Raw genomic sequence first — 26,222 nt, 5'->3', positions numbered from 1 at the left:
TTTAACTGGCATTACTTTGAATTAAGTATAACTGTAGTATTATATACCCAATGCAATTTAGATGTCAAACAGCTTACGATATTTCTCCATTCATACCCCAATCTCTCGCTAATTTCCAGAAAATATGAGTAATCAACAGGTTGTCCCGTCAGAAATTTCTTGACTGTGGATAGCCCAATGTCCAATTCTTCAGCTAAAGCCTTCTGACTCGGAAAGCCGTTGCGTCCTAAGGCCGATTTGACTTGTTCGGTACACCCTGGAGAAACTTTGAGCGATCGCCCCATGATGCCTCTCAAGAAAATTACTGATCCGAATTATAGATTTAATCTCAACTACAAGTCAACCAACAAGTCAACTCGCTCAACCTTCTCGCTCGACTCTGAACTCAACCTTGCTTGATTTTTAATAGGATTGTAGAGTTCAATTTAGAGAAATGTCTAACAAGAAATTACATTCCAACCAACCATTCCCTTCTGATGATTACCCAGAAATGGAGCGAGATGTCATTCAAGAACGTTTGCGTCAAGCTAAATTCAGTTTTAACGTGACTCTTGGGTTAACAATAGTAAGTGCCTCTATCAGTATTTTAGGCATCGGACTGTTGTTTTATGGAAAAGTCCTAGAAGGAAAACTTGCCACCGCTGGCGGATTCACATCAAATATTGTCAGCGTTGGGTTACTCAAGTTTACAAAAGAAACGAACGACAGACTCGATCGCTTAGCCAAAGAATTCAAAGACGACTATTAAATAAAAATAGTTAAAGTAGGGTGCGCATTCCACACCTTACAAATTACAAATTCAACTAATGCGCGCTTTACAAGTCAAAGTAGGGTGCGCATTGCGCACCTTACAAATTCAACTAACGCGCACCTTACAAATTCAAATTAAATTATCCAAAAAATTATCAAAGGTTGCGCGATCGCACATAGCAACCTGAGCACCCACTTTAGTTGTACACAGAGCACCCGCTGCACAGCCCCACACCACCGCCTCTGACAACGATCGCCCGCCATCTAACGCCGCAGCCAACCCACCGTTAAAAGCGTCGCCAGCAGCCACTGTGTCGATCGCCCCAACCGCAAAAGCCGGCACAAAAAAGCTCTCATCCGCCGTCACAGCAACCGCCCCGCGATCGCCCAATTTGACAATAACATTCTTGACACCGCGCTCCTGCAACTGTTTGGCTGCTAAAATGGCAGTTTCGGGATTATTTACAGGAAAACCGACTAACTGGCCAGCTTCCACTTCATTCGGCGTGATCATGTCAATTAGGGGGTAAAGTGCGAGTGGCAAATCAGCCACAGCCGGCGCTGGATCTAGAATCACTCGCACCCCCGCTTGACTAGCAACTTTCGCAGCTTTTAGGACAACTTCCAGAGGAATTTCTAACTGTAACAGCAACGATGTAGCTTCAGGTAACAGTTTTTTGAGACGTTCGATATCTGCTTCACCGACATTGTTATTCGCACCCGGAATCACAATAATATTATTTTGGCCGCTATCGTCTACAGCAATAATTGCCACACCTGAATGAGTGCTTTTGTCAATCAATATATTGTCTGTATTTAAACCATAGAATTGCAAATTAGTCAATAATTCTTCAGCAAATTTATCATTACCAACGCGGCCGATTAGGTGGGTGGAAATACCGAGACGGGCGGCCGCAACTGCTTGATTTGCTCCTTTACCACCGCCAGCCGTAAAAAAATTGCTACCGATGATAGTTTCTCCTGGTTGCGGCAAACGAGGAGTTTTGGCTGCTAAGTCAATATTAATACTGCCAAATACGATTATGCTCATGGGTAATTGGTAATTGGTAATTGGTAATTGGTAATTAGTAATTGGTAATTATCGCACTCTCGCAATCTCTCCCTCTCGCAATCTCCTCCTCTCCCATGACAACTGACAACTGTCAACTGTCAACTGACAACTGACAACAGTCAACTGTCAACTGTCAACTGTCAACTGTCAACTGTCCCTCGATACGTGCTAGAACAGTTATGGTCTTCACCGGTCAATTCAATGGCTGCAATTACTCTCGATCGCAATCCCTGTGTTCTGCTAGTAGAAGCAGACGAAGTTCTCGCCGGACACTTGAGTCTAGACTTAAAATCCTCCGGCTACGAACCGATAGTAGCTTCTAATACCGCCACAGGCCAACATTTAGCCCATGAATTGCAGCCAGCTTTGATTGTAATCGATCGCATACTTGGCCCAGAGTCGGGACTGACGCTATGTTCTCACCTCCGAAGTATCGGCAATCGATCGCCCGTGCTAGTATTAATCGGTCGTGATACAGTGGACGATCGCGTAGCTTGTCTGGAAGCTGGGGCTGATGATTATTTTCTCAAGCCTTACCGCAGTGAGGATTTTTTGCAGTTGGTGCGCTTGTATTTGCAGCCGGATAACAGCAGCACCGAACAGTTGAGATTTGGCGATTTAGTTTTGGATTTGGCATCTAGGCGGGCCCTGCGGAACGGACGGACGATCGACCTGACAATGAAGGAATTTGAACTGCTAAAGTATTTGATGGAACATCCCCGCGATGTTTTGACTCGGGAACAAATTCTAGAGAATGTTTGGGGTTACGACTTTCTGGGCGAGTCGAATGTGATTGAGGTTTACATCCGCTATCTGCGCCTCAAGATTGAAGATGAAGGTGAGAAGCGCTTGATTCAGACGGTGCGCGGTGTTGGCTACGTGATGCGCGAAGCTTGAAGTCAGTTGACAGTTGACAGTTGACAGTTGACAGTTGTCAGTTGTCAGTTGATAGTTGACAGTTGTCAGTTGTCAGTTGTCAGTTGATAGTTGACAGTTGTCAGTTGTCAGTTGACAGTTGACGGTTGTCAGTTGTCAGTTGACATTGGTTAAAAATTACCAATTCCCCATTACCAATCCCCCATTACCAATTCCCCATTACCAATTCCCCATTTAAAATCTTAAATCATTATGAGTTATTTCGCTAATTTCCTAAATATTGGGGTAATTATATTTTTGCTGGGATGTTCGCCGGCTTTACCTGTCGCAGATGCTGGTGTTACTGGCATTTTGGCGTCGCAGTCTCCGACGCAGACACAATCCGGTCAAGTTTTGCCTGTTTCTGCTAGAGCTCGGATAGCCGATCGCCAGATCGAACTCGAAGTCGCTAAAACATCCGAACAACAGGCTATCGGTTTAATGTACAGAACTTCTTTGGCCGATGACAGAGGAATGCTGTTTGAGTTTAAACCAGCGCGCTGGGTCAATTTTTGGATGAAAAATTGCCAGATTTCTCTGGATATGATTTTTCTGCGGGATGGGGTTGTTGAGGCGATCGCAGTTTCTGCACCTCCTTGTACTACCGATCCTTGTCCCACCTACGGGCCCGATACTCCAGTCGATCGAGTGATCGAGCTCCGGGGCGGGCGGGCTGCTGAACTTGGTGTCAAAGTGGGCGATCGGATTGAAATCGAGTTTTTCCAGTAACACTTCGGGCATTTTCATGGCTGGCGCATCGCGGTGAGAAACCCGGTTTCTGCCCATATTTCTGGTCAACAAACACAAAATCTCGTAGAAACCGGGTTTCTGAAGTCACTCCCCCCTCTTCCGATCCGGCTGAGTTTTGCTTCGGGAAAACCTCAAAAAATTTAGAAACTTTACAAAACTTTATAATATGTGTTAAATTATTAATGTAAGATGCAGCACAAATACCAAAAGATTTGCTACGATGTCAATCTCAGTCAGTCTGGGCTTGAGCTTGTTTGCAGAAGCTGTAGATTGTTGGTCGCGGGTATGAGACGAGTCAGCGACTCGCTACCAATCCTGAGAGACGATGCTCAGCCTTCAGGGCCCCTGAGACGAAAAGAAATTCTCTGGAACTTCTGGCGCTCAACCTAAATCTACTAAACCTATCTCAAGTAAGATGCTACGAGCAAAATTAGTTGGCAAACTTAACTTTAGGTAGCAATTTCTGGTTCGATCGCCATATCAAACCAATATTGCCGAAGTAGATTTGCGGATTCTGCATTTTCGCAGATGAAGTTAAACTCTGAACAGCAGTGCAAGTAGTTTTAGGTAGCAGAATTTCTTCAGATTCGTGCTGTAAGATGCCGAGGTATTCAGTTTAGGTGTTCGATCGCGATCGCTAAGAGCGATCGAGCCGACAGCAGCCAAAGTGCAAAACCTTTCACTTTTTAGGAAAGGTTGGCTTTAGAGTATCACTAAGCACTAAGTTTCACATTTTCAACAACCGCTAATACTGTTTTAACAGCTATCGACGGTTAAAAGACAGATTTAAAACTGGCTTATTACTAATCACAAACATCAGGTTCCCATCAGAAAATGGTGTCCTATACTTGGAGGCGAAATCACATGGCACCCGCCACATACACTAGATTAATTCGATTTTTACAAGAAGATTTGGCGATTTCTCCCGCGTCAATTGCTGTCGCCGAACGTCGCGGCGGTGACAAACAGCGTCAGCGCGATCAAGACCCGAATTCCTTGCCGATGGTTCTGTGGCAGTACGGTTTAGTCACTCTCGAACAGTTGGATAAAATCTTTGATTGGTTGGCCCAAGCATATTAAAAGGATTTTAGATTTTAGAAATCATCCAAAATCCAAAATCCTTTAATAACTCAGATTAAGATCCAGCCAACAGCTTCGCAGCAGCGGCAACGCCGGCACCAGGAGTGCAGCCTTGATGACCCAATTCTTGCAGCACCACTTCTAAAGAGGACACTGCCGCTAGGATATCGCGATCGCACACAAAGCCCAAATGACCGATTCGGAAGATTTTACCTTTCAAATGGTCTTGTCCGTCGGCGAGAGCAATGTCAAACTTCTTTCTCATCAAAGTCCGCACTTTTTGAGCATCTACCGATTCAGGCGGCATCACCGAAGTAATCGCAGGGCTGGCTGCACCGTCAGCAGCGAATAATGGCAAACCTAAAGCTTTCATGGCCGCGCGAGTAGTTGTCATCAAGCGTTTGTGCCGCGCGAAAACATTTTCTAACCCTTCGGCTTTCATCATCTGCAATGTTACTTGCAGCGCAAAAAACATATTGACTGGCGGAGTAAAAGGAGTCGTATTTTTGGCAGCATCTTTGCTATATTTGCCCAAATCCAAATAATAGCGGGGCAGCGTCGCAGTTTTGTAAGCTTTCCAAGCTTTCGGACTAACAGCCACAAAACCCAAACCAGGGGGAATCATATAAGCTTTCTGAGAACCCGAAGCAATGACATCAATTCCCCAAGCGTCCATCGGCACGCTGACAGCACCTAAACTGGTGACAGCATCGACCATAATCAAAGCTTCGCCGTGGGCTTTGACGTGGCGGTTGATGGTTTCGAGGTCGTTGAGAACGCCGGTGGAGGTTTCCGAGTGAGTGACGATGACAGCTTTGATTTGCTTCTCTGTATCAGCTTCGAGTTTTTCGCGGAAATTTTCGGGATCTAAAGGTTGGCCCCATTCGGCTTTGATGATTTCGACATTTAAACCGTAGGCTTCTGCGACTTCGGCCCAGCGTTCGCCAAATTTACCGTTGCATCCGACTAAAACTCGATCGCCCGCACTCAAGAAATTAATTATCCCAGCTTCCATCGCGCCGGTACCAGAAACAGTCAAACTCAGTACATCGCTGCTGGTTTGGTGCAGCCATTTCAGGTTTTCGGTACATTCCGCAAAAATCGCGTCAAATTCCTTGCTGCGGTGGCCCATCGGGTGTTTTGCCATCGCCAGCAAAGCCGCTTCGGGCACCGGCGTCGGGCCGGGAATCATCAGCATTAATTTGTTGTCCATGATATTGTCCTAACTTTTTCTGTGGGAGTTATATAGAATAAATCAAATACGATACGTCATGTCGGTACTCTAAGTTAGTTCGCGATCGCACTCCTTTGTCAGAAACCGGGTTTGATGGACGAAAATCCTTCTTGTTACCCGCAGTAAGGGTAAAAAACCCGGTTTCTTGGGTCTTGATGTGTAAGTCCTCTAAGTTTTTTAACTTTTAACTCCCGTAGGGTTAGTTTCATTTAAAGACCAGCGATGTTCTACCGCTAAGTTCGATCGCTCGCAGCTTTGTTCTAATTGCTTTTGAATGGCAAGGGCTTTCCGCAGTGTAATAATAAGTTGGTGAACTTGTTGCTGCTGCGGCGATTGTGGACTGACAGCAAACATTGTTTTGCGTTCTAACAATTGAAGTAACAATTCATAATGAATGTACGAAGGCAGGGGAATTGGCTCCATGAAAGCTAACATACCTCAGCGAACAGACACCCCATTGCAATTGCATGAGGCATCACAGGTGAACATTAGATGCCCGATTTTTTATTTGTTTTCTAACCGTACAATAACCCCTGCTTTGCCGATCGCATCTTCGGGGCTGGGTTTGATAGCGCTAAATTTGGCGATCGCAGGGCCGAGAGCGAATAGATTTAATTGCTTTTCGGCAAAATATTTCTACGCAATATAGCTTTGAGTGCTATTTTTTTTCAGTTAGGCGATCGAGTCGATGCAGGCTAGAAATTCTGATTATTTACCTAGTTAATCAATTTTTATCAGAATTCGGGGGTGTTTGTCAAGCAGTCTCGCCTTTGGTGATGTGCGGATGCGCCTTGACAAGCCCGGCTAAAGCAGCGCCGGGATCGGGATGTTTGACTAGGGATTCGCCGATGAGGACGGCTTGGACTCCGGCGCTAGCAACTTGGCTGAGATCTTCGGGAGTGTGGATTCCTGACTCGCTGACGGTGAGGATATTTTTTCCTTGGATCTCGGTTTGGCGCGAGGCTAATAGTTGGCTGGTGGTTTCTAGGCTGACAGAAAAGTCTTCTAGGTTGCGGTTGTTGATGCCGATTAATTGGACGCCTTCTAGGGTTAATACTCGATCGAGTTCTTCGAGTGTGTGAACTTCGATTAAAGCTGTCATGCCCAAAGTCTTGACAATTTTGACAAAGTATTGTAAGTCTTTGTCAGATAGAATAGCTGCGATTAACAATACAGCATCCGCGCCGTGAATCCGAGCGAGATAGATTTGGTAGGGATAGATAATAAACTCTTTGCAAAGTAGTGGCAATTCGACGGCGGCACGGATTTTAGAAAGGTTGTCGAAACTGCCTTGAAAGAACTTTTCATCGGTGAGTACGGAGATGCAGCTAGCGCCGTTTTGTTGGTATGCTTGGGCGATCGCCACTGGGTCGAAATCTTCACGAATTACGCCTTTGCTGGGGGAAGCTTTTTTGACTTCGGCAATGATGGCGGGTGTGGTTTTACCGTTTTTGAGCGCGCCGAGGAAGTCGCGGATGGGCGGTGCAAACGGGAGTCTTTTGTGAAGTTCGGCTAGGGGCGTGCGATCGCGCTTTTGGGCCACTTCAGCCTCTTTTTGCCAGACGATTTCTTCGAGGATGTGGCGGGGTTCGGAGTCGGGTACGGCGATTTCGTAGCTGAGGTAGAGTACGGAGACTGAGGTACTGGGGGGACGGCGGCGGATTTGAAGCATGATAGGGGGGATTAAAGGGCGATCGCAACAAGTTTCAACGTATTATATAATGGTTACAGTGAATCCTCCTAATCTGAGTGCTAATGCGTGTCAGCTAAAGATATTTATCACGATACAGTTAAGCGTGCCTTACAAAATGATGGCTGGATAATTACTCACGATCCATTTCCCATGCAAATTGGTCGCAAGCGTTTATCTGCCGACTTGGGTGCAGAACGTCTAATTAATGCTGAAAAAGGAACTGAAAAAATTGTTGTTGAGGTTAAGAGTTTTGTAGGGCGATCGGATGTAAAAGATTTGGAGCAGGCTTTAGGACAGTACATTCTTTACCGCCAAGTTCTTAATGAAATGCAGATAAATCGAAATTTATATCTGGCTATTTCTCGATCTGCTTTTAAGAGCGTCTTTACTATAGAGTTAGGGCAAATTTTATTAAAGAATCAGATTGTTAAACTTGTTGTTTTTGATGAAAAAAGTGAGGCAATACTTCAATGGATACCCGATTGAAATACCAAGAAATTATCAAAACCATACTTCAGGAACACGCTAATTTTCGCAATACTATACCTGATGGCTATCAGTCTCAACTTTTATTTGATGATGAACGAGGAGGCTACTTAGTCTTGGATATTGGTTGGAATGAGGACAATTACCTTCATGCTACACCAATTCACATCAATTTAATTGGCGATAAAATCTGGATTCAATATGATGATACCGAAGAAGGAGTGGCTACCGATTTACTAGCTGCAGGTGTTCCAAAAGAAGATATTGTACTTGGTTTTCGCCATCCTAGAATACGTGAATATACTGAATTTGGGACGGGTTTTAGTGACAAAAATGAAGGAAAATTTGCTGAATCGGCTGCGATGCAGTCAGTCTAAACTACTCGTTGACTTCTTGGCGTAATTCTCTGACAGTCTGAGGTTTGACAATTCTGGCTTGTGCGTCTTTTAGGGCGCTTAACAGGCGATCGGCATTTTTGGGCGATCGCAGCAGGTAGACTGTCTCTATTAGGCTTGCCAATTCGTCAGCAGCAATTAAGGCTACATTTTCGCCGTCTTTGCGGGTGATGATGATGGCATCGCGATCGTTGATGACTTGTTCGCACAGTTCCTCAAGATTCGCTTTAGCTTCAGTATAGGTGACTTGGGTTTGTGTGAGTGACATGGTTTTTGGCTTACCAATACTAAGAATATTATAAGGGCGATCGTCTTCCTGGATTTTTTCAATTTAGTCCTAGACGCATCAAAACCTTCATAACCAGGTTTTCTCCCGGTTCCAAGGCTGTAACGAAATAAGATTTTTTTCTGAGATGTCTATCCCCGTTAAAATAGTTTATATTAAAAAGCAATACATATTCAAGCATACAGACGGCAGAAAAGGATGGAAAGTTTGACTCTGGGGGCGATTGTCGGGGGGATTATAACCAACATTTTAGGACATTATCCAAATTTGGCTGTTTGCATGGGAGTCAAGTCTTTTGTCGAGCACCTGAGAAAAGACCATAAACTTATCAATCATCACCTGCAAAAGGCGCTTAAGTTTTCCTTGCTCTCAGCTCTGCAAAAGATTGCCTTAGAGTGTCAGTATCAATTGATGGGCGAGTTTGAGCCACAACAGATATTCATGGTGATGGTGGAACATCCCCCAGAACCGTCTTATCCAGCAGAACACGAGCCGGATATTAAACTTTTGAATGAGAAGTTTATTCGACTTGGAGTAGAACTAGGAAAAGTCAAAAAATCAAAAGAAATCGAGCCACTAATTGGCTCCATTGATGAAATTGCATTTTTGCTGACACCAGAAGGGGAGTTAGCTAAGGAGCGAATTAAAAAAATTAAAGATAACCTGATAGCTGAGGCGCTGCTCAGGTATGGTGATTTGCCTGAATGCTACAGAGCCAAAGTCAGGGAAGTTTTATTTCAACGGGTGTGCGAACAATTTACCGCTCAGATCAAGTACGTGCCAGAGGTTCGCAGAATCTTTCAGGCACAGTTATTAGCTCAAGTTCATGCTAATTCAGCAGAACAGCAGCAAAAAACTCAAAAAACAGTAGATGATTCTATGTCTATACTCTTATCAGAAATGGGAGACATTAAAAACACTATGCAGCAAGTATTGAATCGCAGTAACGACCATCCACCCATTCAAAAAATGGACTTAGAAAAGTGTGCTGAGGGTACATTAGTATTGAGGGTATCAATTGATAATATATCTCCGCAAAGGTTGACAGAGATAGTCCAGTATTTACAACGAGTTTAGGAGAAATTTTATGGAGATACGCAGAATAGAAGCAAACGATAAAGATTCAGTAAATTTGGTTGTGGAAGGTTCACTAGAGCAGTTGCAGCGGATTCTGGAACTGTTTAGATCGGGACAATTGAATGAAATATTAGGAATTCCTGTTGAGGATATACAAGTAACTTTACCAGTCAAGGAAAAAGATGTCGTACATCGTGAAGTGCTGGTAAACTTGAGTCAGTGGCTTAACAATGTGGTTGACGAGCTTTGGAAAACTGTACAAGAAGTTTTGGATGAGGAAAGAGTTGATCTGATTTTTAGTCACAGATCCGCTAGCTCTCAGGCCGTGCTAAAAGCACAGCAGATTGTCTTAGGAATGCCACCAAATAGTCATTCTTTAGCTCTGGTAGTTGCTGTTATCGAACAAGCAGGTCAAGAAAGGGACATCTGTCTGCAAGTGCATCCCATTGGCAGCAAAAATCTCCCAGAAAGTCTGAGATTTGTGGCAATTAATACAACATCTGGTGAAACTATCGTGCAAGACAACGCTGGAAATTATAGAGAATGGATTCAATTAAATATTAATGGCCAACCAGGAGAAGAATTTAGTATAAGAGTTGAACTCGGTGATCTAAGTGTTACGCAAAGTTTTGTAATTTGAATAGTTTCCCAGGAGGGGCAATGGGTAAAATAGTTCTTCTCGATTTAGTAGAGGGTAATTTTGATAGAGGTTTTACGGTCACGCTTCGTATTGAAACTGAAGAAGAGCATCGTTGTATTAGTTATACCACAGGCAAACTGCCTCAAAATCCAGAGATTCGCGATTACTATGAGCTTTGGCAGTCACGCTATCTCTCTCGCGTAGACCCCATGAGGTCTGCTACTAGAATAGGTGGTCACACTAACCCTGACCCTGGTATCAAGCAAATAGAAGGACACGCGCGAAACTTGGAGTCAAGTATTAATCTATGGCTCAAATCTCCTGATATGTTCCCTATCAAAGAGGAACTATTACATAAACTTACTGATAAAAATGAAGAAATTAGATTTATATTTAAGACTGAAGACCCAAAGTTACAGCGATTGCCTTGGCATAGCTGGGATATTTTTCATCCGAAATACTATGCTAAAGCTTCGGCTGGTTTATTTTTACCAGTGGGAAAACAGCCACCTATTCCTAGAGAAAAAGTCAAAGTATTAGCAGTTTTTGGCAAGAAAGAAGCGGTCGGCAATACCACAAAAATTAAGACAGATAAGGACTGGGAATTGCTGCAAAAGTTTTTATCTAGAGACTCCAACGGTGACATTATTCGCTTAGATGAGCCGACTTGTGAGGAGTTAGGAGAGGAGATTGAGAAACAAAGTCCGCAGATATTTTTCTTTGCGGGTCATAGCAAAAGTGAAGATGATGCTGCTAGAGGGGTGATTGAACTAAATCAGAACGAGAGCATAACCATCGAGCATTTGAAACATGATATTACAGGTGCGGTAGAGCATGGTTTGCAGTTAGCCATTTTCAATTCCTGCGATGGGTTGGGAATAGCACAGCAACTGAGAAATTCAGGAGTTCCAAATGTCATCGTTATGCGAGAAATTGTGCCAGATGAGGTAGCACAGAAGTTTTTGCAGCGTTTTTTGGAAGCATTTGTGGCTGGATATTCTGTCAGCCTTGCGGTGCGGAAAGCACGGGAAAAACTCAACCGTCTGGAAAGTAGATTTCCCGGTGTAACTTTCTTGCCTGTGAGTTTTCATAATCCAGCAGAAGCACCTTTGACTTGGCAATCTCTTGGGGGAGAAGAGCTGAGACAATCAAATAAGACGGCTGAATCGGCTGCAAAGTCTCAAACAGGCAATCAAAATTCAATGTTGTGGTTGCCAAGTGCGGTAGTCCATCCACCTCAAGAGCAGCAAAATCACCCATCACATACGATCGTTATTCCATACCCTCACAAAGAACAAGAGTTACCTGCATCAAGCAACAATTCATCTCAGCTAGAGCAACAGCAAGCACCAGCTACTATCATACATTCATCTCAGTTGCCACAACAACAAACAAAGCATAGAATTTCTATTCTCTTGTGTAGTAAGGGACATGAAAATCCCTCAGAAAATAAATTTTGTATACATTGCCGTGAATCTCTCAATCCACTACCAGTAACGGGTGTTAACTCCTATGCGCCTCAAACACAACAATCGAAGCTAAATTTGCCAGAAAATCAAGTAGCGAGTGTTAATTCCTTGTTGTCGCAGCCACAGCAGCCAAAGCTAAAAGCGATCGCTAATCAACCTGCACCTAGAGTACAGGGGGGCGGTGTCTACTGCATTAATCCCAACTGCCGCTATCCAGGAAATCTTGTAACTGTCAACTTTTGTCAAAGCTGCGGCTCAAAGTTGTTGATAGACGATCGCTATCGGGTAATTACTGTTTTGGGACAAGGAGGCTTTGGGAAAACTTTTGAAGTCAGAGATAGAGACGGGACTCGGAAAGTTTTAAAAGTTCTCACTTACGTCGAACCGAAAGGGGTGGAACTGTTTCAAAAAGAAGCTATTGTTTTGCAGCGCCTGAAGCATCCGGGACTCCCGAAAGTGGAACAAGACGGCTATTTTACTTTCAAGCCTAACGAGACGAGCAATTCTCTGCACTGTCTGATAATGGAGAAAATTGAAGGTAAAAATTTGCAGCAGTGGTTGGAAGATCGGAACTACCAGTCCATTTCTTCGGAACTAGCTATTGACTGGTTGACACAATTGACGGAAATCTTGAATCTAGTTCACAATCAAAATTATTTTCACCGAGATATCAAGCCGGCGAATATCATATGCCGATCTGACGGGACATTAGTATTGATTGATTTTGGGGCGGTGCGGGAATATACAGAAACTGTTGAGAGAACAAGTGGAGAGGTGACAAGAATTTCTTCAAGCGGTTACACTCCGCCCGAACAAAAAAATGGCAGGGCCGAGCCGCGATCGGATTTTTTTGCTTTGGGCCGGACTTTTGTTTATTTGCTAACGGCTCAAGAACCGAGAAATTTGCAGGAAGATATGCGATCGGGAAAGTTGATTTGGCGAACTTTAGCGACTCAAGTACCGAAGCCAGTGGCAGATTTGGTTGACGATTTGATGGCTCATTTCCCGGATGGGCGGCCGAAAAATACGCAAGTTCTGTTGCAGCGGCTGGGTCAACTGAGAGTTCTACCAGCTCTACCGCCATCCTCGGCTACCTCCCAGAGAACTCCTAGGGGCAGAATGGCTATAGTTGCAGCATTCATTACTGCGATTTTTCTACTGAGTGGACTAGCATTAAAAACCTTTGCTCCCAAAATACCTATCTCCGATCATCCATCAGGGACACCCGGACAGAAAACAGGTGATGCTCCTTTCCCTCCCTAAAGTGCGGCTATTTTTTTGAGTATCACTAATTCTGTTTCTCCAACACCATAGGGAATTTTTACCGCTTTGACAACCATTCATAAGACAAGCTATAGTCAGTAGGAGAAAATCGGAGTGCGATATTTGGTATAATCAAAGAATCCCGATCGCAGACAACGAAATGGAATCTTTACCCAATAATTGGGATGAACTTGCTAAAATCTTAGAACCTATTCATATAAATCACCTCGTCACCCAACATTTAGAATCCTGTAATTACAAAATAAGAGGTTACTGGGATAGCAATAATAAGTTCTATGAAGAGATTGCTTTTATTCATCCTATCTGTGCAGAGTTGATCGGCCGATCGCTCGGCACAAACATTATCAACAACCATCCCACTTCTCACTGGATCAAGCTTAAATTTTTACTCAAAGCAGATTTATCTGCTAGCGAAAACAACGTAGTTAGCGATGATGACGATGAGGAAATTGGCGAACTGACTCTGATTTTAGATACGAATCACACAGTTATTGATGAAAACTGGCTAATTGATGTCGAATCTCCTTTTGTTGTTGCCAAAAGTCAGCCTGATTTGCAGCATTCTGCTTAAAGTGCGATCGAGGGAAGCTATCCTGAGCATGAATCGCCCTTTTCACCAGAGCCCAATACAATGCTATAATCCCATAAAGCCAATCAACAGCGCGATTACAGCTCATGGATAAACTAGAGCATTCCGACTTACAAACTCAGCAGCCATTGGAAGAAACATTTTTAGAACTTGCAGAAAAATGGCGTTATGACACAGAAATGTTCTCTTCACCCACCAAAAAATTAAATCATCCTGCTTACCAAAAAATTATTAGCATCGGTAAACCAGTTATCCCGCTGATTCTGCGTGAACTTGAGCGACAACCCGATCATTGGTTTATGGCCCTTACCGCGATCGCAAAGCAAGATCCAGTTGGCCCTGAAGACAACTTTAAACAAGCCGTTGAAGCTTGGTTACAATGGGGTAGGGAGCAGAAATTAATTTAGATGCAGTCTGTTTCATTAGAAATTCGTTTCCCCAACCTCCGAAACACTACATACAGCGTAGAAAGTCCAAGAACACCTGATTATAACTGTGTTGCTTGGGCCGCTGGCGTGTGCGATCGCCCTTGGTGGCCCATCTCTCAACGTCCTTATTACTGGCCTGAAGAACCGCGAATCGAATCTTTACCAGCTTTCATAAGTGCTTTTCAAACTTTAGGATATCAGATTTGTGAGAGCAGTAATCCCGAAGTCGCTTTTGAGAAAGTAGCAATTTATGTAGATGAAGATGAAATCCCAACACACATGGCTAGGCAGAGTCCTTCGGGAGATTGGACAAGTAAATGTGGAGATTTGGAGGACATCATTCATACTCTAGAAGGGCTAGAGGGTTCATATCAAGCCTATGGAAAAGTGGCTTGTGTAATGAAAAGACCAATATTGGCAAAATAGTAGTTATTACTGAATTACTATAAAGTACGCGCTGTAGCTATCCCGCAAGGAATTGCACTTTAACTTAAACCTTAACCGCTTGCTGCGATTTAGTTTCCATAGCCTGCAACGCTTTCGATGCCGCCTCAACTACGCTTATCCACTCAGAAGAGTTAATATAATCCTCATCTGAAGCTTCTGTCCCCAACACATCAAAAACTAAATCTATAGCCTGACAAACTGCTGCGATCGAACGGGCTTCTTTTTCATTTTCAATAATTACTCCGATTGCCGCATCAGGATTTTCTGCCAATACTGTATCGTCGTACAGAAAATGAACCGCCTCATCAAAACTATCGTACTCGATTCCTGGCGGATAATCGCTCTCTACCCAAGCTTTATGCTGATATTCTCGATCGCTCAAACTGCGGAGAGTCTCTAATAACTCTTCTCTCATTTTCGGATATTGTACCATACAAGTTTCTCCTGTACTAAGGTGCGTACCAGGTTTGCCACTGCAACCATTCATCTAAAGGAATATGAGCTTCTGTGGGATTATTTTTGATACTACCGATGATTGGTTGACCATTTCTGGCGATAACTTCACCGTCTTTTCTAAGAATAACGTGGTCTACTTGTTGAGAAGGAAAACTATTATCTGCATCCCCTCTGTCAATTCTCACGCCATTTCCCTGATTTGTTGGATCTCGCCAGCGCCAACCCGGTTTCTTTTTATTTGGCTGTGCATCGCCCCAGGATTGGGGTATTTTCTGGCTAGCTGCTTCTGGAAATGTCCAATCTTGACTTGAAATCACCTCGCACCTTGGTCTAGGCTTAGTCCTGTTTTTCTATAGCAATTTTAACACAAGGGAAGCTATCCCGTAGGGAATCGCCCAAACTGAATAATTTCTCGAATTAGCTCAAAATTCGATCGCCCATTTACCAGCGCCCCAAACAAGATAGCAGGCATTCAGGGCGATCCACTTCCGCAAATTCCTAACCTTTGGTAGAGGCAGACTCCATCCTTTTGGCATAAAATCTGACTTTATCTATTAGCTAAAACTCTTGTGAATACAACAGCAAAAATCACCGATGTTTGGAGTAAAATCCAGGCAATGGCCAATGATTTCCTGATTTTATTACCAAATATTGTACTAGCACTGATTGTTTTCGCAATTTTCTGTTTTATTGGCCAAACCCTGAAACGAACGGTCAGAAAACTAACCAGCGCCCACCGTCAAGCTCGCAATTTAGGATTGGTGCTGGGACGATTAGCACAAGGAGCAACCGTTCTTACAGGATTGTTTATTGCTCTGTCGGTTGTCATTCCCTCCATCAAAGCCAGCGATCTCATTCAGCTATTGGGAATTAGTGGTGTGGCGATCGGGTTTGCGTTTCGCGATATCCTGCAAAATTTTCTGGCGGGTGTTTTGATCCTGCTGACTGAACCTTTCCACATTGATGACCAAATTGTATTCAAAGACTTTGAAGGAACTGTAGAAAATATTCAAACGCGGGCGACGATAATCAAAACCTATGATGGTAGGCGCATTGTAATTCCGAACTCGGAACTATTTACTAACTCAGTCATCGTGAACACAGCGTTTGAAAATCGCCGTTTGCAGTATGACATTGGCATTGGCTATAGCGATGATATTGATACTGCGAAACAATTAATTTTAGAGGCAATTCATGAAGTAGATGGAGTGCTAAAAGATCCGGCTCCCGATGCGATCGTCGTAGAATTAGCTGGTAGCAGTGTTAACATTCGGGCCCGCTGGTGGGTGCAGCCTCCTCGCCGTGCCGAACTCTTAGATTTTCAAGACCGCGTATTAACTAAGATTAAAAACAAGCTAGTAGCAAATGGGATCGATCTGCCCTTCCCAACTCAGCAGATTTTGTTCCACGATCAGACAGAAGACACAGACGGCGATCGCAAGCGGCAGCGAGAAGGCTGGCCCGCCGGACAAGCTGAAGTTCCCAAATCGCGCAGTATCAGCTACGCCCTCAGACAACTTGCCGCAATCGAGTCTCAACGCAATAAATCTGAGGATGGCCAAGTAATTTCTAACAATAAATATACTGAAGGGAACGATCGGTGAAAAATACAAAATTCAGCAACTTTTGGGATTCCTTAAATTCGAGTTTCTGGTTTGTGCCAACCGTCATGGTTTTTTTGGCGATCGCACTTTCGTTTGTCACCATCTGGATCGACCAAAATCAAAAAACCCAACTGATTGGAGAATTGGGTTGGGCCTATACTCTCGGCCCTAGCGGCTCGCGCGCGATTCTTTCTGCGATCGCCAGTTCAATGATGAGCGTTGCAACCACTGCTTTTTCAATTACGATCGTTGCCCTTCAGCTTGCATCTTCCCAGTTTGGCCCTCGCTTGCTGCGTAACTTCATGCAAGACAGGGGAAACCAAATTGTGCTGGGAACTTTCATTTCTACATTTGTGTATAGCTTGATGGTGCTGCGAACTATCAATGGGTCAGAAAAAAATGAGTTTGTCCCCCACTTGGCGGTAACTTGCGGCATTGGTTTGGCGATCGCCAGCATTGGCGTATTAATTTACTTCATTCATCATTCTGCCTCATCGATTCAGGTAGATCATGTGATTAAAGTAGTTGGTGACGAACTCGATCGCGCGATCGATCGACTGTTTCCAGAAAATATTGGCACGAGTAAATCCAAAAACAAACAGCAAGACAACCAATCGGATATTGCCGCTAATATTCCAGCTAATTTCGATCGAGATGCCCGTCCAATTAAAGCAATCAATGGCGGTTACATTCAAGCCATTAATAATCACGAACTAATGCAAGTTGCGACCGAGCATAACCTGCTGCTACAAATTCTACAACGCCCCGGTCGCTTTATTGTCGAAGGAATTGAACTCGCACAAGTCTTTCCGGGAAAAGAGGTAAACGAGCAACTTGTATCCAAGATTAATGATGCCTTTCTCGTTGGTTCACAGCGAACAGAGAAGCAGGATGTGGAGTTTTCGATCGATCAACTCGTGGAGATTGCAGTACGCGCTCTTTCCCCAGGAATCAACGATCCGTTTACGGCTATCCGCTGTATTGACCAACTGAGTGCAGCCCTTTGTCGTTTAACCCAAAGAGATATTCCCTCTCCGTACCGCTACGACGACAGCAACCAGTTGCGGATGATTGCTGAACCCATCGCCTTTGCAGATGTGATCGATGCAGCCTTTAACCAAATTCGACAGAATGGAAAATCGAATGTAGCTGTCACGATGCGCTTGCTAGAGGCGATCGCAGTTGTCGCGCGTTTCACCGATCGAACCACACACCGAACAGCACTCAAGCGACACGCAGATTTGATCGATCGCGCCAGCCAGCAGGCCAATTTTGATGAATTAGATCGCAAAGATATTCAAGAGCGATATTTAGCAGCATTAAAAGCTATAGAGCAGGAATGAGCTACGAGGAAAAATGTGGTTATTGGTAATTATGGCAAGCCCTTCAAATTACTATTTTCCCTTCTTCCTCTGCCATCAAAGCAAAATTCCGCAAATTTTTCCCAGCAAAATATTTTCCCTCCTTGACAAAATCGCCGTCGCATATTACCGGAATTCTTTCCTGATAAGCTTTCAGTGCCAGAATCAAATCATTTTCATTCAAGTCGAGATAGATTTTTTGCAACTTACCAACCACAAATCCCATCATCGCAACTTTACCAATTTTCTCCCCTGCTTGGCGATCGACTTTGACAATAAATCCTTGAATTTCAGTATTTTCTAAACAAGTAATTAAATCGCTTAAAATCTCTAATTGAGAACGCTTTTCTAACCGTTCTAGTTCCTTGAGAGTATCACCTATCAGCAAACCGTAATCGTCAAAATTTTGTTTCGTAGGCTGCTTGACCTCAAACAACTCACCTGAATCATCTTTTTTGTGCCAAACCCAGGTATATTCATAGAATAAGCCGACTTTTTCCCAGCAGTGTGCTTGCAAGTATTCTGCCAGTACACTTGGTTCTATAGTCTCAAACACTTTGCGATCGCGTACAGTTACTTTCATGGGAAACCTCCTTGACTAATTCGCTGCATCATGGATTCAATAGCTTTTACAGTAAACAGGTTGCTGCGAGGAAATTCAACAGTCACACTCTTGATATTTTGAGTAACTGGCAACCCCCGCAGCGATACCCAGTAAGCACAAGATGTTATCAACATTTCCTGTTCAGATTGCTGTATCCAATCTGTTACATTTTCCGGTACTACCACCAGAACTAAAATGCGGGGAATTTGGCAATTGATTCTCAAATCATTATAATTTTTGAGAATGAGAGGATATCGGATACACTCGGCGTCAAGTACATACTTTGAAGTACATTTTAACTGTAAATCTAGCTGCGGGTAAGATATAGCCCCCTCAATGCTTCTAGCCTTGATTCGCAGATCAGTGCTGTCATAGTCATCTTCAGGCTGATTTACTGAACAGCCGGCTACTGCTGCCACAGCGCGCACGTAAGCTTTGCTAAATAGTTCTTTTCGCTGATTTAGTTCCATTTAAACACAATTATCAAAAATCGCGATCGCTAGCGAGTATTATACAGCTCGCGAGCGGGGACGATCGCACTGTAAAAAAATGGTTTTTGCAAAAATGAGATCCTCCCAACAAACACATCAAACTATCAGCCTCCTGTGGCTCCAATAAACCGCTCCATCCCCCCGAATTCGGGCAACCACGGGGGGTTGCCCTACGAAAACGGGGAGGGACAAGACATTCAAAGTCTCCCTTTTTAAGGGGGATTTAGGGGCATCAAGACTCGACTACAAACGCGATCGCTCAACGGTTAAAACTTGAATTGACAGCCTTCGGAAGCCACCTCCCAAATTAATGACCGCCCGCGGCCCCGGCCGCCCGTTTGAAAGCCTCATCCAGCACTTCCGAAAGCGTCGGATGCGTGTGAACTCGGAATGCTAAAGTGTTCACAGAATCGCGCTGGGCGATCGCATTTGCAGCTTCCTGAATCAAATCCGAAGCGTGCAAACCAAAAATGTGAACTCCCAACAATTCCCCATTATCTTTCCGGTAAATCACCTTAGCCATACCGTCAGTTTCACCCTCCGCAATAGCCTTAGAATTTCCCTTAAAATAAGTCTTGACAGAAGCGACCTCAAACCCTTCGGTTTTTCCTAACTCCTTCGCCGCAGGTTCAGTCATCCCCACATAGCTAATTTCTGGGTGAGTAAAAGCCGCCGCCGGGATACTCAAATAGTCAACTTCGCGAGTGCGGCCGCAAATATTTTCTACAGCAGCAATTCCCTGAGCAGATGCAGTGTGTGCTAACATCATTTTGCCATTAACATCGCCGATCGCCCACAAATTCGCGATCGGTTCTCCCGCCGCCAAAACCTGCATCTTATCGTTGACTGGGATATAACCGCGCATGGTTTCTACGCCAACAGTTTCTAATCCCAAATTTTTGCTGACCGGAACTCGGCCAGTCGCTACCAAACAAGCGTCAACTTCCAAAATTTCGACAACTTCCTTAGTTTTGAAATCAGCTAATTCAATAATTACGGGCGAACCGGGGATAATTTTCTTGGCCAACAAACCAACTTTTGTTTCAATATCGCGAGGTGCAATTAACACTCGTTCTGCTAATTTAGCAATATCCGGGTCAAAAGTTGGCATCAATTGATCTAGAGCTTCAATCATCGTAACTTCGCAGCCGAGGGCTGTGTAAATATCCGAAAACTCTAAACCGATATACCCACTACCAATAATTGCAATCCACTTCGGTAGCGATTCCAATCTGACAGCATCGTCGCTGGTAAACACAGTTTTGCCGTCAATTTCTATCCCAGGAGGGACGAAGGGAATCGAACCGGGGGCGAGAATAATATCCTTGGCGGTAATAGTTTTCTCGCCTTTATCCGTTTCGATGGTGATTTTTTGAGCAGCGGCAATTTTGCCCCAACCTTGGATGATATCGACGTTTAAACGCTTGAGGCTGTTGGTCAGATCGCCGCGAAGTTTGCTAACCATAGTATTAGCATGATTGGCGATCGAAGAGCGATCGAAATCCACACTTCCCAACTGAATCCCAAAAGTCTTGAGGTGGTGGGCATTCCGCAACTCCCGCACCCGCCCCGCAGCCGCCAACAGCGCCTTGGAGGGAATGCAGCCACGGTTGACGCAAGTCCCGCCCATGTCGCCCGCTTCGATAATTGCCACTTTCAGCCCGCAGCTAACCGCGTGTATGGCGGCCCCATGTCCGCCCACGCCAGCGCCGATAATTGCTAAATCGTAATCAAATCCCTGAGTCACCTTAAAATCTCCTAATGCCTTTGAAATCTTAGGACTCAAGCAAAAACACCGTATGTCTGTCATTTTAAGCTTGTAGGTTGCGATCGCAATCCTTGAACAGCGGTAATAGTTGCATAAGTCCTGTGTCCTTATTCTCGACTAGACTAGGGTTAATTAGACAGTAACTGAGATTTTTTTTAGGGTCGATGATTTTGAGCTGAGTGTGCGCCAAGTCTCAAATCACCCTGTAGGCGGGTGTAAAGTTAAGTACAGATTGATGGCTGACAATGCGCAAGCCGTGTCAACTGAAAGTCAAATGCAGTGCGGGTATACTGTTTGATGCTTAGGCCCTGATCCCCCCTAGCCCCCCGAAAGCAAGGGGGGAACCGGAAGTGATCAAAGTTCCCCAACAATTAGGTAGGGGGATTTAAGAGGATCGAGATTCGGCAAAATTCTTCTCAAAGTCCCCCTTGCTTTCGGGGGATGCGAGGGGGATCTGGCCTCGGATCAAAGTGAGAGTTATAAAGGGTTTTAGCTGATTGGGGTTTTCATGTCTAATATCTGCACGCGCGGGCGATCGCGAGTTTCTCGGCAAGTTTTGAAGTCTATGGAGTGGCTTATGATGGAAGACGATGATTTGAAAGATTCACGCCGGGCCTCGGCTCAATCTTTTTTTCAGTCCCTGGATGAATTGTTTGATTATATAGAAGCTTCCAACCCTGATGTGGCACAGCCTCAGTCTCCGCAGCCTCAAGCTAAGTCTGCGAGTCCGCCTTCGAGTCCGCCGCAGAAGGCTAAATCTGCGAAGATTAATTTGTCGGATTTTGAAGATGCGATCGCGGATTTGGAACAGTTTATTCAGAAAAAACGCGAGAAACGCCCGGAATCTAATCAGTAGTGCGACAAATTTTAATCAATCATGTCCGGCAAATGACGGATGATATATGCTGGCGGGCGATCGCCCCGGCTGGATTTTGCCGTTCAAGTGCGATCGCCCCAGCGGTTATACTGTGGTTAGTCTTGGTGTTTGGATAGGCGATCGAGGCGATCGGTATTTTGTTTCTCCAGCTTGACGAGCACAAACAGGATCTTGAGTGTTAACTCGCTGGCGGTGTTAATTGTTCCTTCTGGAACTTTGCCAGCTACAAAGGAACCGATACCTACAAGATAGAGCAAAACACTGGTGATGATGAGTCCACGTATTGCCAGAGAATAGGAATGAGCTTGATGCAAAAGTTCTTGTTGAGGAGTGCGATCGATTTTGCTAGAATTATCACACAAGAATTGTTGGTTAATATTTAAATCATTAGACATTTATCTTGCTGTAACTTTATAAACCTATTGCAGATTAAGAATCGAATAAATATTATTTGTTGATAATTATGGGGCGTTCGCTTAAAGTTTCTCCAGGGTACATCGAACAAGTAAAATCTGCTTTAGGGCGGAACGGCTTTCCTAGTCAGAGGGTTTTGGCTGAAGGATTGGGAATTGGGTTATCCACTGTCAAGAGATTTCTGGCGGGACTACCTGTTGATTATATGTATTTTGTTGAAATTAGTGATCAATTGGGGTATGAGTGGAAAACCATTGCGGATATAGAAATAACAAATTCCCAGTCACCTCAGCCTAATTCACAACCAACCTTTGGAGAAACTTCCCCGTTTATAACTGGCAATCCCATCACCAATCCGCGCTGCTTCTTTGGGCGCGAGAAGGAACTCAAACGCCTATTCAATTTGATCAAACGACAGCCATTGCAAAATGCCGCCATTATCGGCAAAAAGCGCAGTGGCAAAACTTCTCTGCTACAATACTTAAAAAACATTACCACCACCCCAATAGAAAAATTACGTCCCAATCAAAAATCTGAATGGTTGCCCTATCCAGAAAACTATCGCTGGATATTTGTAGATTTTCAAGATTCGCGACTTCAGAATCGGGAAGGGCTGCTGCGCTACATTTTAGAATCCCTAAAAATGGCAGTGCCTAATCCTTGCGACTTGGATAGATTTATGGATCTGGTTAGCCGTAATTTACATCAGCCCACAGTCATATTACTAGACGAAATTGGTGTCGGTTTACAACGCTGTCCCGAATTAGATGATGGGTTTTGGGAAAGTTTGCGCTCTTTGGCAACCAACCAAACAAATGGAAATCTAGGGTTTATTTTAGCAGCTCCTGAATCACCGATCGAATTAGCGAGTAGCACGGGACATAGTTCGCCTTTTTTCAATATTTTTGGATATACTAAAACTCTGGGAGCTATGACAGAAGCTGAGGCGCGGGAGTTGATAGGTAGTTCGCCCATTCCTTTTGCTGATGAGGATGTTGAGTGGATTTTGAATCAAAGTGAATGCTGGCCTCTGCTGCTGCAAATCCTTTGTCGAGAACGATTATTTAGTCTGGAAGAGGGGGAAACAGGGGATAATTGGCGCGAAGAAGGGTTAGAGCAACTAAAACCATTTGCTGATTTACAATCTAAATAAACTGAAACTAACATTTTTAGAGCGATACTATGACAACTAATTTACCGATAAAGTTGGAGCGTTTACCCAAAACTTTGCCAAGTGAAGGAGCTCTGAGGGTGGAGTTAGCACAAGGAGTTCTGGTATTTCGCGCTTCTAGGTTTTTCCTGGAGCGAATTGAAATATTAACAGCTAAAAGAAATGTAGTTGAACTCACTTCAGAAGAATTGCAAGAGTTGCAGGATTATGAAGAATTAAATAATTATCTTAGTTGGGTTAATCAGGCAATTGTCCATACTTTGCATTATCCCTTGCAAGGGACGGTCAATTACTACGATGACCCCTTTGAACCTGCTTTACCTCTGGAAGAATGGGAAGCGCTGCAAGGATCGTACTGAATACCCAGGCTGAGAAAACTGACAAAATAGGGCTTAAGCACGGATAGTCAGAAACCGGGTTTTTTTACGAAAATTGTTCGTCGCAGCCCGGAGATTAGGTAAAAAACCCGGTTTCTTTGGTCTTGATGTGTAAGCCATGAAAAATTTCCAACCAAAATGACCTCGCAAAATGTGCCGCGCAACGCCTACACCAATGCACCAGAACAGCATCCCAACCTAATTCTGGGTAGCCTGCAACTCCTCTGGTGGATAATAATTCACCCCTCAGCTTTCCGTAATCATTTAACCCGCATTGACCCGGACTTAAAGTTTGATTCTTCTCTACTTATTTTGATTAGAAAACAGCGCTGGCGGAAGCTGGCTTTGTGGCGATTGCTAATCCAAGGAAATCTGATATTGCCTGTTTTGGCTGGTTTAGCCCTTACTTTGGTACTCTGCGGATTGGGTTTTCCACCAGCAATGGTGGCGTTGGACGTGTCGTTCGGCGTGCCGTTCGGCGTGCCGTTCGGCATCGCGTTCGGCGTGCCGTTGGGCATCGCGTCGGGCGTGGTGTTGGGCATCGCGTCGGGCGTGGAGTTGGGCGTGGTGTTGGGCGTGGCGTTCTGCGTGCCGTTCTGCGTGCCGTTGGGTGTGCCGTTGGGCGTGGGGTTGGGCGTGGTGGGCGTGGCGTTGGGTGTGCCGTTGGGCGTGGGGTCGGGCGTGGAATTCGGCGTGGGGTTGGGCGTGGTGGGCGTGGTGGGCGTGGCGTCGGGCGTGACGTTCGGCGTGGCGTTCGGCGTGGTGAGCGTGGCGTTCGGCGTGGCGTTCGGCGTGGGAATGACTGTAAATTTATGGCTGCCTGTACTGCTTTATCCCTTCGTTACAGTTGGGAATTTTCTGCTATATCAACTGGACAAACTAGGTATCAGCAATAAATTCCATTTCTTATATTGGCATTCTGCTTTTTGGGATGAGTGGCAGCGCCTTCCCCTGCAAGGCTTAGACCAGCACGTTCTCTTAGTAATACAGCGTAACCCACCAGAGGGCAAAGCCGCACTCAATTATTTAAGTACAAGCCGTCAGCGTTGGGCAGCACAAGCGGTACAAATTGAACTTGATGCACGGGAATTAGAACATTGTACAGATGTAGTTGCTATCAGTAAAGCCTACCGCAATCTAGCCCTTGGAAAACTGAATAGCCAAGTTAGTTCTCTCCTAAGTAGCTTTAGCCGCATCAGCGAGGACGTAGCAGCAGCCCTCAACCAAAATAGTTCTTACAATCAGCGTTTAGCCCTAACTGCTATAGCAGAAAGATTAAATGGTTTCATTCGAGAGTTGACCCGCAGCAGTGATAAATATTTAGTACGCTTTCGCCCCATTGCTACCTGTTGGTATGAAATTGTCACCGACTATGTGCAAGAACAGGCGAAAGCAGTTGAACTGCGACAAGAAATCGACAACCCTTATATCATCGGCGTACCCCTGACAGAACAAGAGGAAATCTTCACCGGACGTGCTGATATTGGTACGCGCATCGAGCAATTACTTCTAGACCGCCGCCGCCCTCCTTTGTTACTCTACGGTCAGCGGCGCATGGGCAAAACTTCCCTACTCAACAACTTGGGGCGCTTGCTACCGAGCACTATCATTCCCATGTTTGTAGACTTGCAAGGCCCAGTTTCATCAGCAAGTGATTCTGCTGGGTTTCTCTACAATATCGCTAGGAGTATGGCAAACTCATCCCAGCGCCAAAGTGCGTTAATTCTCCCATCTCTTGACCGCGAAACACTTCAAGATGACCCTTTCACCCGCTTTGATGAATGGCTGGACAAAGTAGAAGCAGCGCTACAACAAAATATTGCCCTGCTTGCCTTCGATGAATTCGAGGCGCTAGATAATGCCATCACAAAAGGACGCTTTGATGAGGAGGATGTTCTGGGAATGTTGCGTCACCTGATTCAACATCGTCCCCGCTTCAAAGTAATGCTAGCTGGTTCCCATACAATAGAAGAATTTCAGCGTTGGGCTAGCTATTTAATCAATGTCCAAGTGGTTCATATCAGCTACCTGAAAGAACCAGAAGCGCGTCAACTAATTGAGCAACCCGTCCAAGATTTTACCCTGCGCTACGAACCGAATGCGGTCGATCGAGTTTTGCAACTCACCCGCTGTCATCCTTTCCTAATCCAACTCCTCTGTGCTGAAATTATCGCACTAAAAAATGAGCAAGATCCATCTATCCGCCGACTCGCAACCTTAGCCGATGTAGAAGCAGCAATCCCAGAGGCTTTAAGTGTTGGCAGTTTCTTTTTTGCCGATATTCAAAGCAATCAAGCAGATGCAGCAGGATTAGCTATTTTGCAGTTTTTGGCAGCACAAGGGGAAGCGGCAATAGTCAGCCGATTAACTATTTTGCAACACTTTCCCGATAAATCCGATGCTCTCAATTTACTTCTGCAACGCGAATTGATTGAGGAAGTTAGTGAAGGCTACCGTTTCCAAGTAGAATTAATTCGCCGCTGGTTTGCATCATCCTAATGTTT

At 44.6% G+C, this 26,222-nt stretch carries 31 protein-coding genes; 19 read left to right on the top strand and 12 right to left on the bottom strand.

The window, feature by feature from the left end; genetic code table 11:
- Window positions 1–11: 11 nt before the first annotated feature.
- Window positions 12–296, bottom strand: a complete 285-nt coding sequence (locus tag QUB68_RS28780; RefSeq protein ID WP_332998324.1) for a hypothetical protein — start codon at window positions 294–296, stop codon at window positions 12–14.
- Between the two features lie 137 nt (window positions 297–433).
- On the opposite strand from QUB68_RS28780, the gene QUB68_RS28775 reads away from it, so the two are divergent.
- Window positions 434–748, top strand: a complete 315-nt coding sequence (locus tag QUB68_RS28775; protein WP_332998323.1) for a TRADD-N-associated membrane domain-containing protein — start codon at window positions 434–436, stop codon at window positions 746–748.
- Window positions 749–880: 132 nt separating this feature from the next.
- Here QUB68_RS28775 and rbsK read toward each other — a convergent pair whose 3' ends face one another.
- On the bottom strand, window positions 881–1,801 hold the full coding sequence (gene rbsK / locus QUB68_RS28770; RefSeq protein WP_332998322.1) for a ribokinase: 921 nt from the start codon (window positions 1,799–1,801) through the stop codon (window positions 881–883).
- A gap of 222 nt (window positions 1,802–2,023) precedes the next feature.
- On the opposite strand from rbsK, the gene nblR reads away from it, so the two are divergent.
- From nblR to QUB68_RS28755, 3 genes are all read left to right on the top strand, one after another.
- A complete protein-coding gene (nblR, locus tag QUB68_RS28765) occupies window positions 2,024–2,719 on the top strand; it encodes a response regulator transcription factor NblR (protein WP_332998321.1) in 696 nt (231 codons plus the stop codon).
- Between the two features lie 231 nt (window positions 2,720–2,950).
- Entirely contained in the window at window positions 2,951–3,466 is a 516-nt protein-coding gene (locus QUB68_RS28760) for a DUF192 domain-containing protein (protein WP_332998320.1), read from the top strand.
- A gap of 885 nt (window positions 3,467–4,351) precedes the next feature.
- A complete protein-coding gene (locus QUB68_RS28755) occupies window positions 4,352–4,567 on the top strand; it encodes a DUF2949 domain-containing protein (protein ID WP_332998319.1) in 216 nt (71 codons plus the stop codon).
- 55 nt (window positions 4,568–4,622) lie between these two features.
- Here the strand turns inward: QUB68_RS28755 and QUB68_RS28750 are convergent, their stop codons facing one another.
- The 3 genes from QUB68_RS28750 to trpC form a co-directional block, all read right to left on the bottom strand.
- On the bottom strand, window positions 4,623–5,780 hold the full coding sequence (locus QUB68_RS28750) for a pyridoxal-phosphate-dependent aminotransferase family protein (RefSeq protein WP_332998318.1): 1,158 nt from the start codon (window positions 5,778–5,780) through the stop codon (window positions 4,623–4,625).
- A gap of 198 nt (window positions 5,781–5,978) precedes the next feature.
- Entirely contained in the window at window positions 5,979–6,224 is a 246-nt protein-coding gene (locus QUB68_RS28745) for a DUF5340 domain-containing protein (protein ID WP_332998326.1), read from the bottom strand.
- Between the two features lie 331 nt (window positions 6,225–6,555).
- A complete protein-coding gene (trpC, locus tag QUB68_RS28740; protein ID WP_332998317.1) occupies window positions 6,556–7,473 on the bottom strand; it encodes an indole-3-glycerol phosphate synthase TrpC in 918 nt (305 codons plus the stop codon).
- An 87-nt stretch (window positions 7,474–7,560) separates the two neighbouring features.
- On the opposite strand from trpC, the gene QUB68_RS28735 reads away from it, so the two are divergent.
- Together QUB68_RS28735 and QUB68_RS28730 are read left to right on the top strand one after the other, a co-directional pair.
- Complete coding sequence (locus tag QUB68_RS28735) at window positions 7,561–7,980, top strand: element excision factor XisH family protein (protein WP_332998316.1); 420 nt, start codon at window positions 7,561–7,563, stop codon at window positions 7,978–7,980.
- Window positions 7,965–8,357: a XisI protein gene (locus tag QUB68_RS28730; protein ID WP_332998315.1), complete on the top strand. Its 393-nt coding sequence runs from the start codon at window positions 7,965–7,967 to the stop codon at window positions 8,355–8,357. Before QUB68_RS28735 ends, QUB68_RS28730 begins: the two co-directional genes overlap by 16 nt.
- Window position 8,358: 1 nt before the next feature.
- Here the strand turns inward: QUB68_RS28730 and QUB68_RS28725 are convergent, their stop codons facing one another.
- Entirely contained in the window at window positions 8,359–8,643 is a 285-nt protein-coding gene (locus QUB68_RS28725; protein WP_332998314.1) for a type II toxin-antitoxin system Phd/YefM family antitoxin, read from the bottom strand.
- A 216-nt stretch (window positions 8,644–8,859) separates the two neighbouring features.
- Here QUB68_RS28725 and QUB68_RS28720 point away from each other — a divergent pair, with 216 nt between their 5' ends.
- The 6 genes from QUB68_RS28720 (at window position 8,860) to QUB68_RS28695 (ending at window position 14,574) form a co-directional block, all read left to right on the top strand.
- Window positions 8,860–9,738: a hypothetical protein gene (locus QUB68_RS28720; protein ID WP_332998313.1), complete on the top strand. Its 879-nt coding sequence runs from the start codon at window positions 8,860–8,862 to the stop codon at window positions 9,736–9,738.
- A gap of 10 nt (window positions 9,739–9,748) precedes the next feature.
- Entirely contained in the window at window positions 9,749–10,378 is a 630-nt protein-coding gene (locus QUB68_RS28715) for a DUF1822 family protein (protein ID WP_332998312.1), read from the top strand.
- A gap of 20 nt (window positions 10,379–10,398) precedes the next feature.
- Window positions 10,399–13,110, top strand: a complete 2,712-nt coding sequence (locus QUB68_RS28710; protein ID WP_332998311.1) for a protein kinase domain-containing protein — start codon at window positions 10,399–10,401, stop codon at window positions 13,108–13,110.
- A gap of 160 nt (window positions 13,111–13,270) precedes the next feature.
- Entirely contained in the window at window positions 13,271–13,702 is a 432-nt protein-coding gene (locus QUB68_RS28705; RefSeq protein WP_332998310.1) for a hypothetical protein, read from the top strand.
- Window positions 13,703–13,806: 104 nt separating this feature from the next.
- Entirely contained in the window at window positions 13,807–14,127 is a 321-nt protein-coding gene (locus QUB68_RS28700) for a hypothetical protein (RefSeq protein WP_332998309.1), read from the top strand.
- Window positions 14,128–14,574, top strand: coding sequence for a DUF7689 domain-containing protein (locus tag QUB68_RS28695; RefSeq protein ID WP_332998308.1), 447 nt, complete (start codon window positions 14,128–14,130; stop codon window positions 14,572–14,574). It abuts the gene before it with no gap.
- A 64-nt stretch (window positions 14,575–14,638) separates the two neighbouring features.
- Here the strand turns inward: QUB68_RS28695 and QUB68_RS28690 are convergent, their stop codons facing one another.
- Window positions 14,639–15,028, bottom strand: coding sequence for an SCO4402 family protein (locus QUB68_RS28690; RefSeq protein WP_332998307.1), 390 nt, complete (start codon window positions 15,026–15,028; stop codon window positions 14,639–14,641).
- A 16-nt stretch (window positions 15,029–15,044) separates the two neighbouring features.
- A complete protein-coding gene (locus QUB68_RS28685) occupies window positions 15,045–15,368 on the bottom strand; it encodes a hypothetical protein (protein WP_332998306.1) in 324 nt (107 codons plus the stop codon).
- 252 nt (window positions 15,369–15,620) lie between these two features.
- On the opposite strand from QUB68_RS28685, the gene QUB68_RS28680 reads away from it, so the two are divergent.
- Both QUB68_RS28680 and QUB68_RS28675 read left to right on the top strand, forming a co-directional pair.
- A complete protein-coding gene (locus QUB68_RS28680) occupies window positions 15,621–16,655 on the top strand; it encodes a mechanosensitive ion channel family protein (protein WP_332998305.1) in 1,035 nt (344 codons plus the stop codon).
- Entirely contained in the window at window positions 16,652–17,998 is a 1,347-nt protein-coding gene (locus QUB68_RS28675) for a DUF2254 domain-containing protein (RefSeq protein ID WP_332998304.1), read from the top strand. Before QUB68_RS28680 ends, QUB68_RS28675 begins: the two co-directional genes overlap by 4 nt.
- Window positions 17,999–18,041: 43 nt before the next feature.
- Here the strand turns inward: QUB68_RS28675 and QUB68_RS28670 are convergent, their stop codons facing one another.
- From QUB68_RS28670 to lpdA, 3 genes are all read right to left on the bottom strand, one after another.
- Window positions 18,042–18,599 carry a hypothetical protein gene (locus QUB68_RS28670; RefSeq protein WP_332998303.1) on the bottom strand — a complete coding sequence of 186 codons (558 nt, stop codon included), beginning with the start codon at window positions 18,597–18,599 and terminating at the stop codon, window positions 18,042–18,044.
- Entirely contained in the window at window positions 18,596–19,090 is a 495-nt protein-coding gene (locus QUB68_RS28665; protein ID WP_332998302.1) for a DUF4365 domain-containing protein, read from the bottom strand. Before QUB68_RS28665 ends, QUB68_RS28670 begins: the two co-directional genes overlap by 4 nt.
- 328 nt (window positions 19,091–19,418) lie before the next feature.
- Window positions 19,419–20,858, bottom strand: a complete 1,440-nt coding sequence (lpdA, locus tag QUB68_RS28660) for a dihydrolipoyl dehydrogenase (protein WP_332998301.1) — start codon at window positions 20,856–20,858, stop codon at window positions 19,419–19,421.
- Window positions 20,859–21,387: 529 nt separating this feature from the next.
- Here lpdA and QUB68_RS28655 point away from each other — a divergent pair.
- Together QUB68_RS28655 and QUB68_RS28650 are read left to right on the top strand one after the other, a co-directional pair.
- Window positions 21,388–21,735, top strand: a complete 348-nt coding sequence (locus QUB68_RS28655) for a hypothetical protein (RefSeq protein ID WP_332998300.1) — start codon at window positions 21,388–21,390, stop codon at window positions 21,733–21,735.
- Entirely contained in the window at window positions 21,735–21,872 is a 138-nt protein-coding gene (locus tag QUB68_RS28650; protein ID WP_332998299.1) for a hypothetical protein, read from the top strand. Before QUB68_RS28655 ends, QUB68_RS28650 begins: the two co-directional genes overlap by 1 nt.
- Here the strand turns inward: QUB68_RS28650 and QUB68_RS28645 are convergent.
- Window positions 21,852–22,151: a hypothetical protein gene (locus QUB68_RS28645; protein WP_332998298.1), complete on the bottom strand. Its 300-nt coding sequence runs from the start codon at window positions 22,149–22,151 to the stop codon at window positions 21,852–21,854. The genes QUB68_RS28650 and QUB68_RS28645 overlap by 21 nt on opposite strands.
- 68 nt (window positions 22,152–22,219) lie before the next feature.
- Between QUB68_RS28645 and QUB68_RS28640 the strand changes: the two genes are divergently transcribed.
- The 3 genes from QUB68_RS28640 (at window position 22,220) to QUB68_RS28630 (ending at window position 26,217) form a co-directional block, all read left to right on the top strand.
- Complete coding sequence (locus QUB68_RS28640; protein WP_332998297.1) at window positions 22,220–23,323, top strand: ATP-binding protein; 1,104 nt, start codon at window positions 22,220–22,222, stop codon at window positions 23,321–23,323.
- A gap of 29 nt (window positions 23,324–23,352) precedes the next feature.
- Entirely contained in the window at window positions 23,353–23,700 is a 348-nt protein-coding gene (locus QUB68_RS28635; protein WP_332998296.1) for a hypothetical protein, read from the top strand.
- Between the two features lie 156 nt (window positions 23,701–23,856).
- Window positions 23,857–26,217 (top strand): AAA family ATPase, encoded by a 2,361-nt coding sequence (locus QUB68_RS28630; protein ID WP_332998295.1) that lies wholly within the window; start codon window positions 23,857–23,859, stop codon window positions 26,215–26,217.
- The last annotated feature ends 5 nt before the right edge of the window (window positions 26,218–26,222 follow it).

Source organism: Microcoleus sp. A006_D1 (assembly GCF_036702805.1).
Lineage (GTDB): Bacteria > Cyanobacteriota > Cyanobacteriia > Cyanobacteriales > Microcoleaceae > Microcoleus.
This window is presented reverse-complemented; position numbering and strand designations above follow the sequence as displayed.

Bases quoted from the DNA above. Each gene is read 5' to 3' on its own strand.
- QUB68_RS28775 (WP_332998323.1), top strand. From the start codon at position 434: ATGTCTAACAAGAAATTACATTCCAACCAACCATTCCCTTCTGATGAT.
- rbsK (WP_332998322.1), bottom strand. From the start codon at position 1,801: ATGAGCATAATCGTATTTGGCAGTATTAATATTGACTTAGCAGCCAAA.
- nblR (WP_332998321.1), top strand. From the start codon at position 2,024: ATGGCTGCAATTACTCTCGATCGCAATCCCTGTGTTCTGCTAGTAGAA.
- QUB68_RS28760 (WP_332998320.1), top strand. From the start codon at position 2,951: ATGAGTTATTTCGCTAATTTCCTAAATATTGGGGTAATTATATTTTTG.
- QUB68_RS28755 (WP_332998319.1), top strand. From the start codon at position 4,352: ATGGCACCCGCCACATACACTAGATTAATTCGATTTTTACAAGAAGAT.
- QUB68_RS28750 (WP_332998318.1), bottom strand. From the start codon at position 5,780: ATGGACAACAAATTAATGCTGATGATTCCCGGCCCGACGCCGGTGCCC.
- QUB68_RS28745 (WP_332998326.1), bottom strand. From the start codon at position 6,224: ATGGAGCCAATTCCCCTGCCTTCGTACATTCATTATGAATTGTTACTT.
- trpC (WP_332998317.1), bottom strand. From the start codon at position 7,473: ATGCTTCAAATCCGCCGCCGTCCCCCCAGTACCTCAGTCTCCGTACTC.
- QUB68_RS28730 (WP_332998315.1), top strand. From the start codon at position 7,965: ATGGATACCCGATTGAAATACCAAGAAATTATCAAAACCATACTTCAG.
- QUB68_RS28725 (WP_332998314.1), bottom strand. From the start codon at position 8,643: ATGTCACTCACACAAACCCAAGTCACCTATACTGAAGCTAAAGCGAAT.
- QUB68_RS28720 (WP_332998313.1), top strand. From the start codon at position 8,860: ATGGAAAGTTTGACTCTGGGGGCGATTGTCGGGGGGATTATAACCAAC.
- QUB68_RS28715 (WP_332998312.1), top strand. From the start codon at position 9,749: ATGGAGATACGCAGAATAGAAGCAAACGATAAAGATTCAGTAAATTTG.
- QUB68_RS28710 (WP_332998311.1), top strand. From the start codon at position 10,399: ATGGGTAAAATAGTTCTTCTCGATTTAGTAGAGGGTAATTTTGATAGA.
- QUB68_RS28705 (WP_332998310.1), top strand. From the start codon at position 13,271: ATGGAATCTTTACCCAATAATTGGGATGAACTTGCTAAAATCTTAGAA.
- QUB68_RS28700 (WP_332998309.1), top strand. From the start codon at position 13,807: ATGGATAAACTAGAGCATTCCGACTTACAAACTCAGCAGCCATTGGAA.
- QUB68_RS28695 (WP_332998308.1), top strand. From the start codon at position 14,128: ATGCAGTCTGTTTCATTAGAAATTCGTTTCCCCAACCTCCGAAACACT.
- QUB68_RS28690 (WP_332998307.1), bottom strand. From the start codon at position 15,028: ATGGTACAATATCCGAAAATGAGAGAAGAGTTATTAGAGACTCTCCGC.
- QUB68_RS28670 (WP_332998303.1), bottom strand. From the start codon at position 18,599: ATGAAAGTAACTGTACGCGATCGCAAAGTGTTTGAGACTATAGAACCA.
- QUB68_RS28665 (WP_332998302.1), bottom strand. From the start codon at position 19,090: ATGGAACTAAATCAGCGAAAAGAACTATTTAGCAAAGCTTACGTGCGC.
- QUB68_RS28655 (WP_332998300.1), top strand. From the start codon at position 21,388: ATGTCTAATATCTGCACGCGCGGGCGATCGCGAGTTTCTCGGCAAGTT.
- QUB68_RS28645 (WP_332998298.1), bottom strand. From the start codon at position 22,151: ATGTCTAATGATTTAAATATTAACCAACAATTCTTGTGTGATAATTCT.
- QUB68_RS28640 (WP_332998297.1), top strand. From the start codon at position 22,220: ATGGGGCGTTCGCTTAAAGTTTCTCCAGGGTACATCGAACAAGTAAAA.
- QUB68_RS28635 (WP_332998296.1), top strand. From the start codon at position 23,353: ATGACAACTAATTTACCGATAAAGTTGGAGCGTTTACCCAAAACTTTG.
- QUB68_RS28630 (WP_332998295.1), top strand. From the start codon at position 23,857: ATGACCTCGCAAAATGTGCCGCGCAACGCCTACACCAATGCACCAGAA.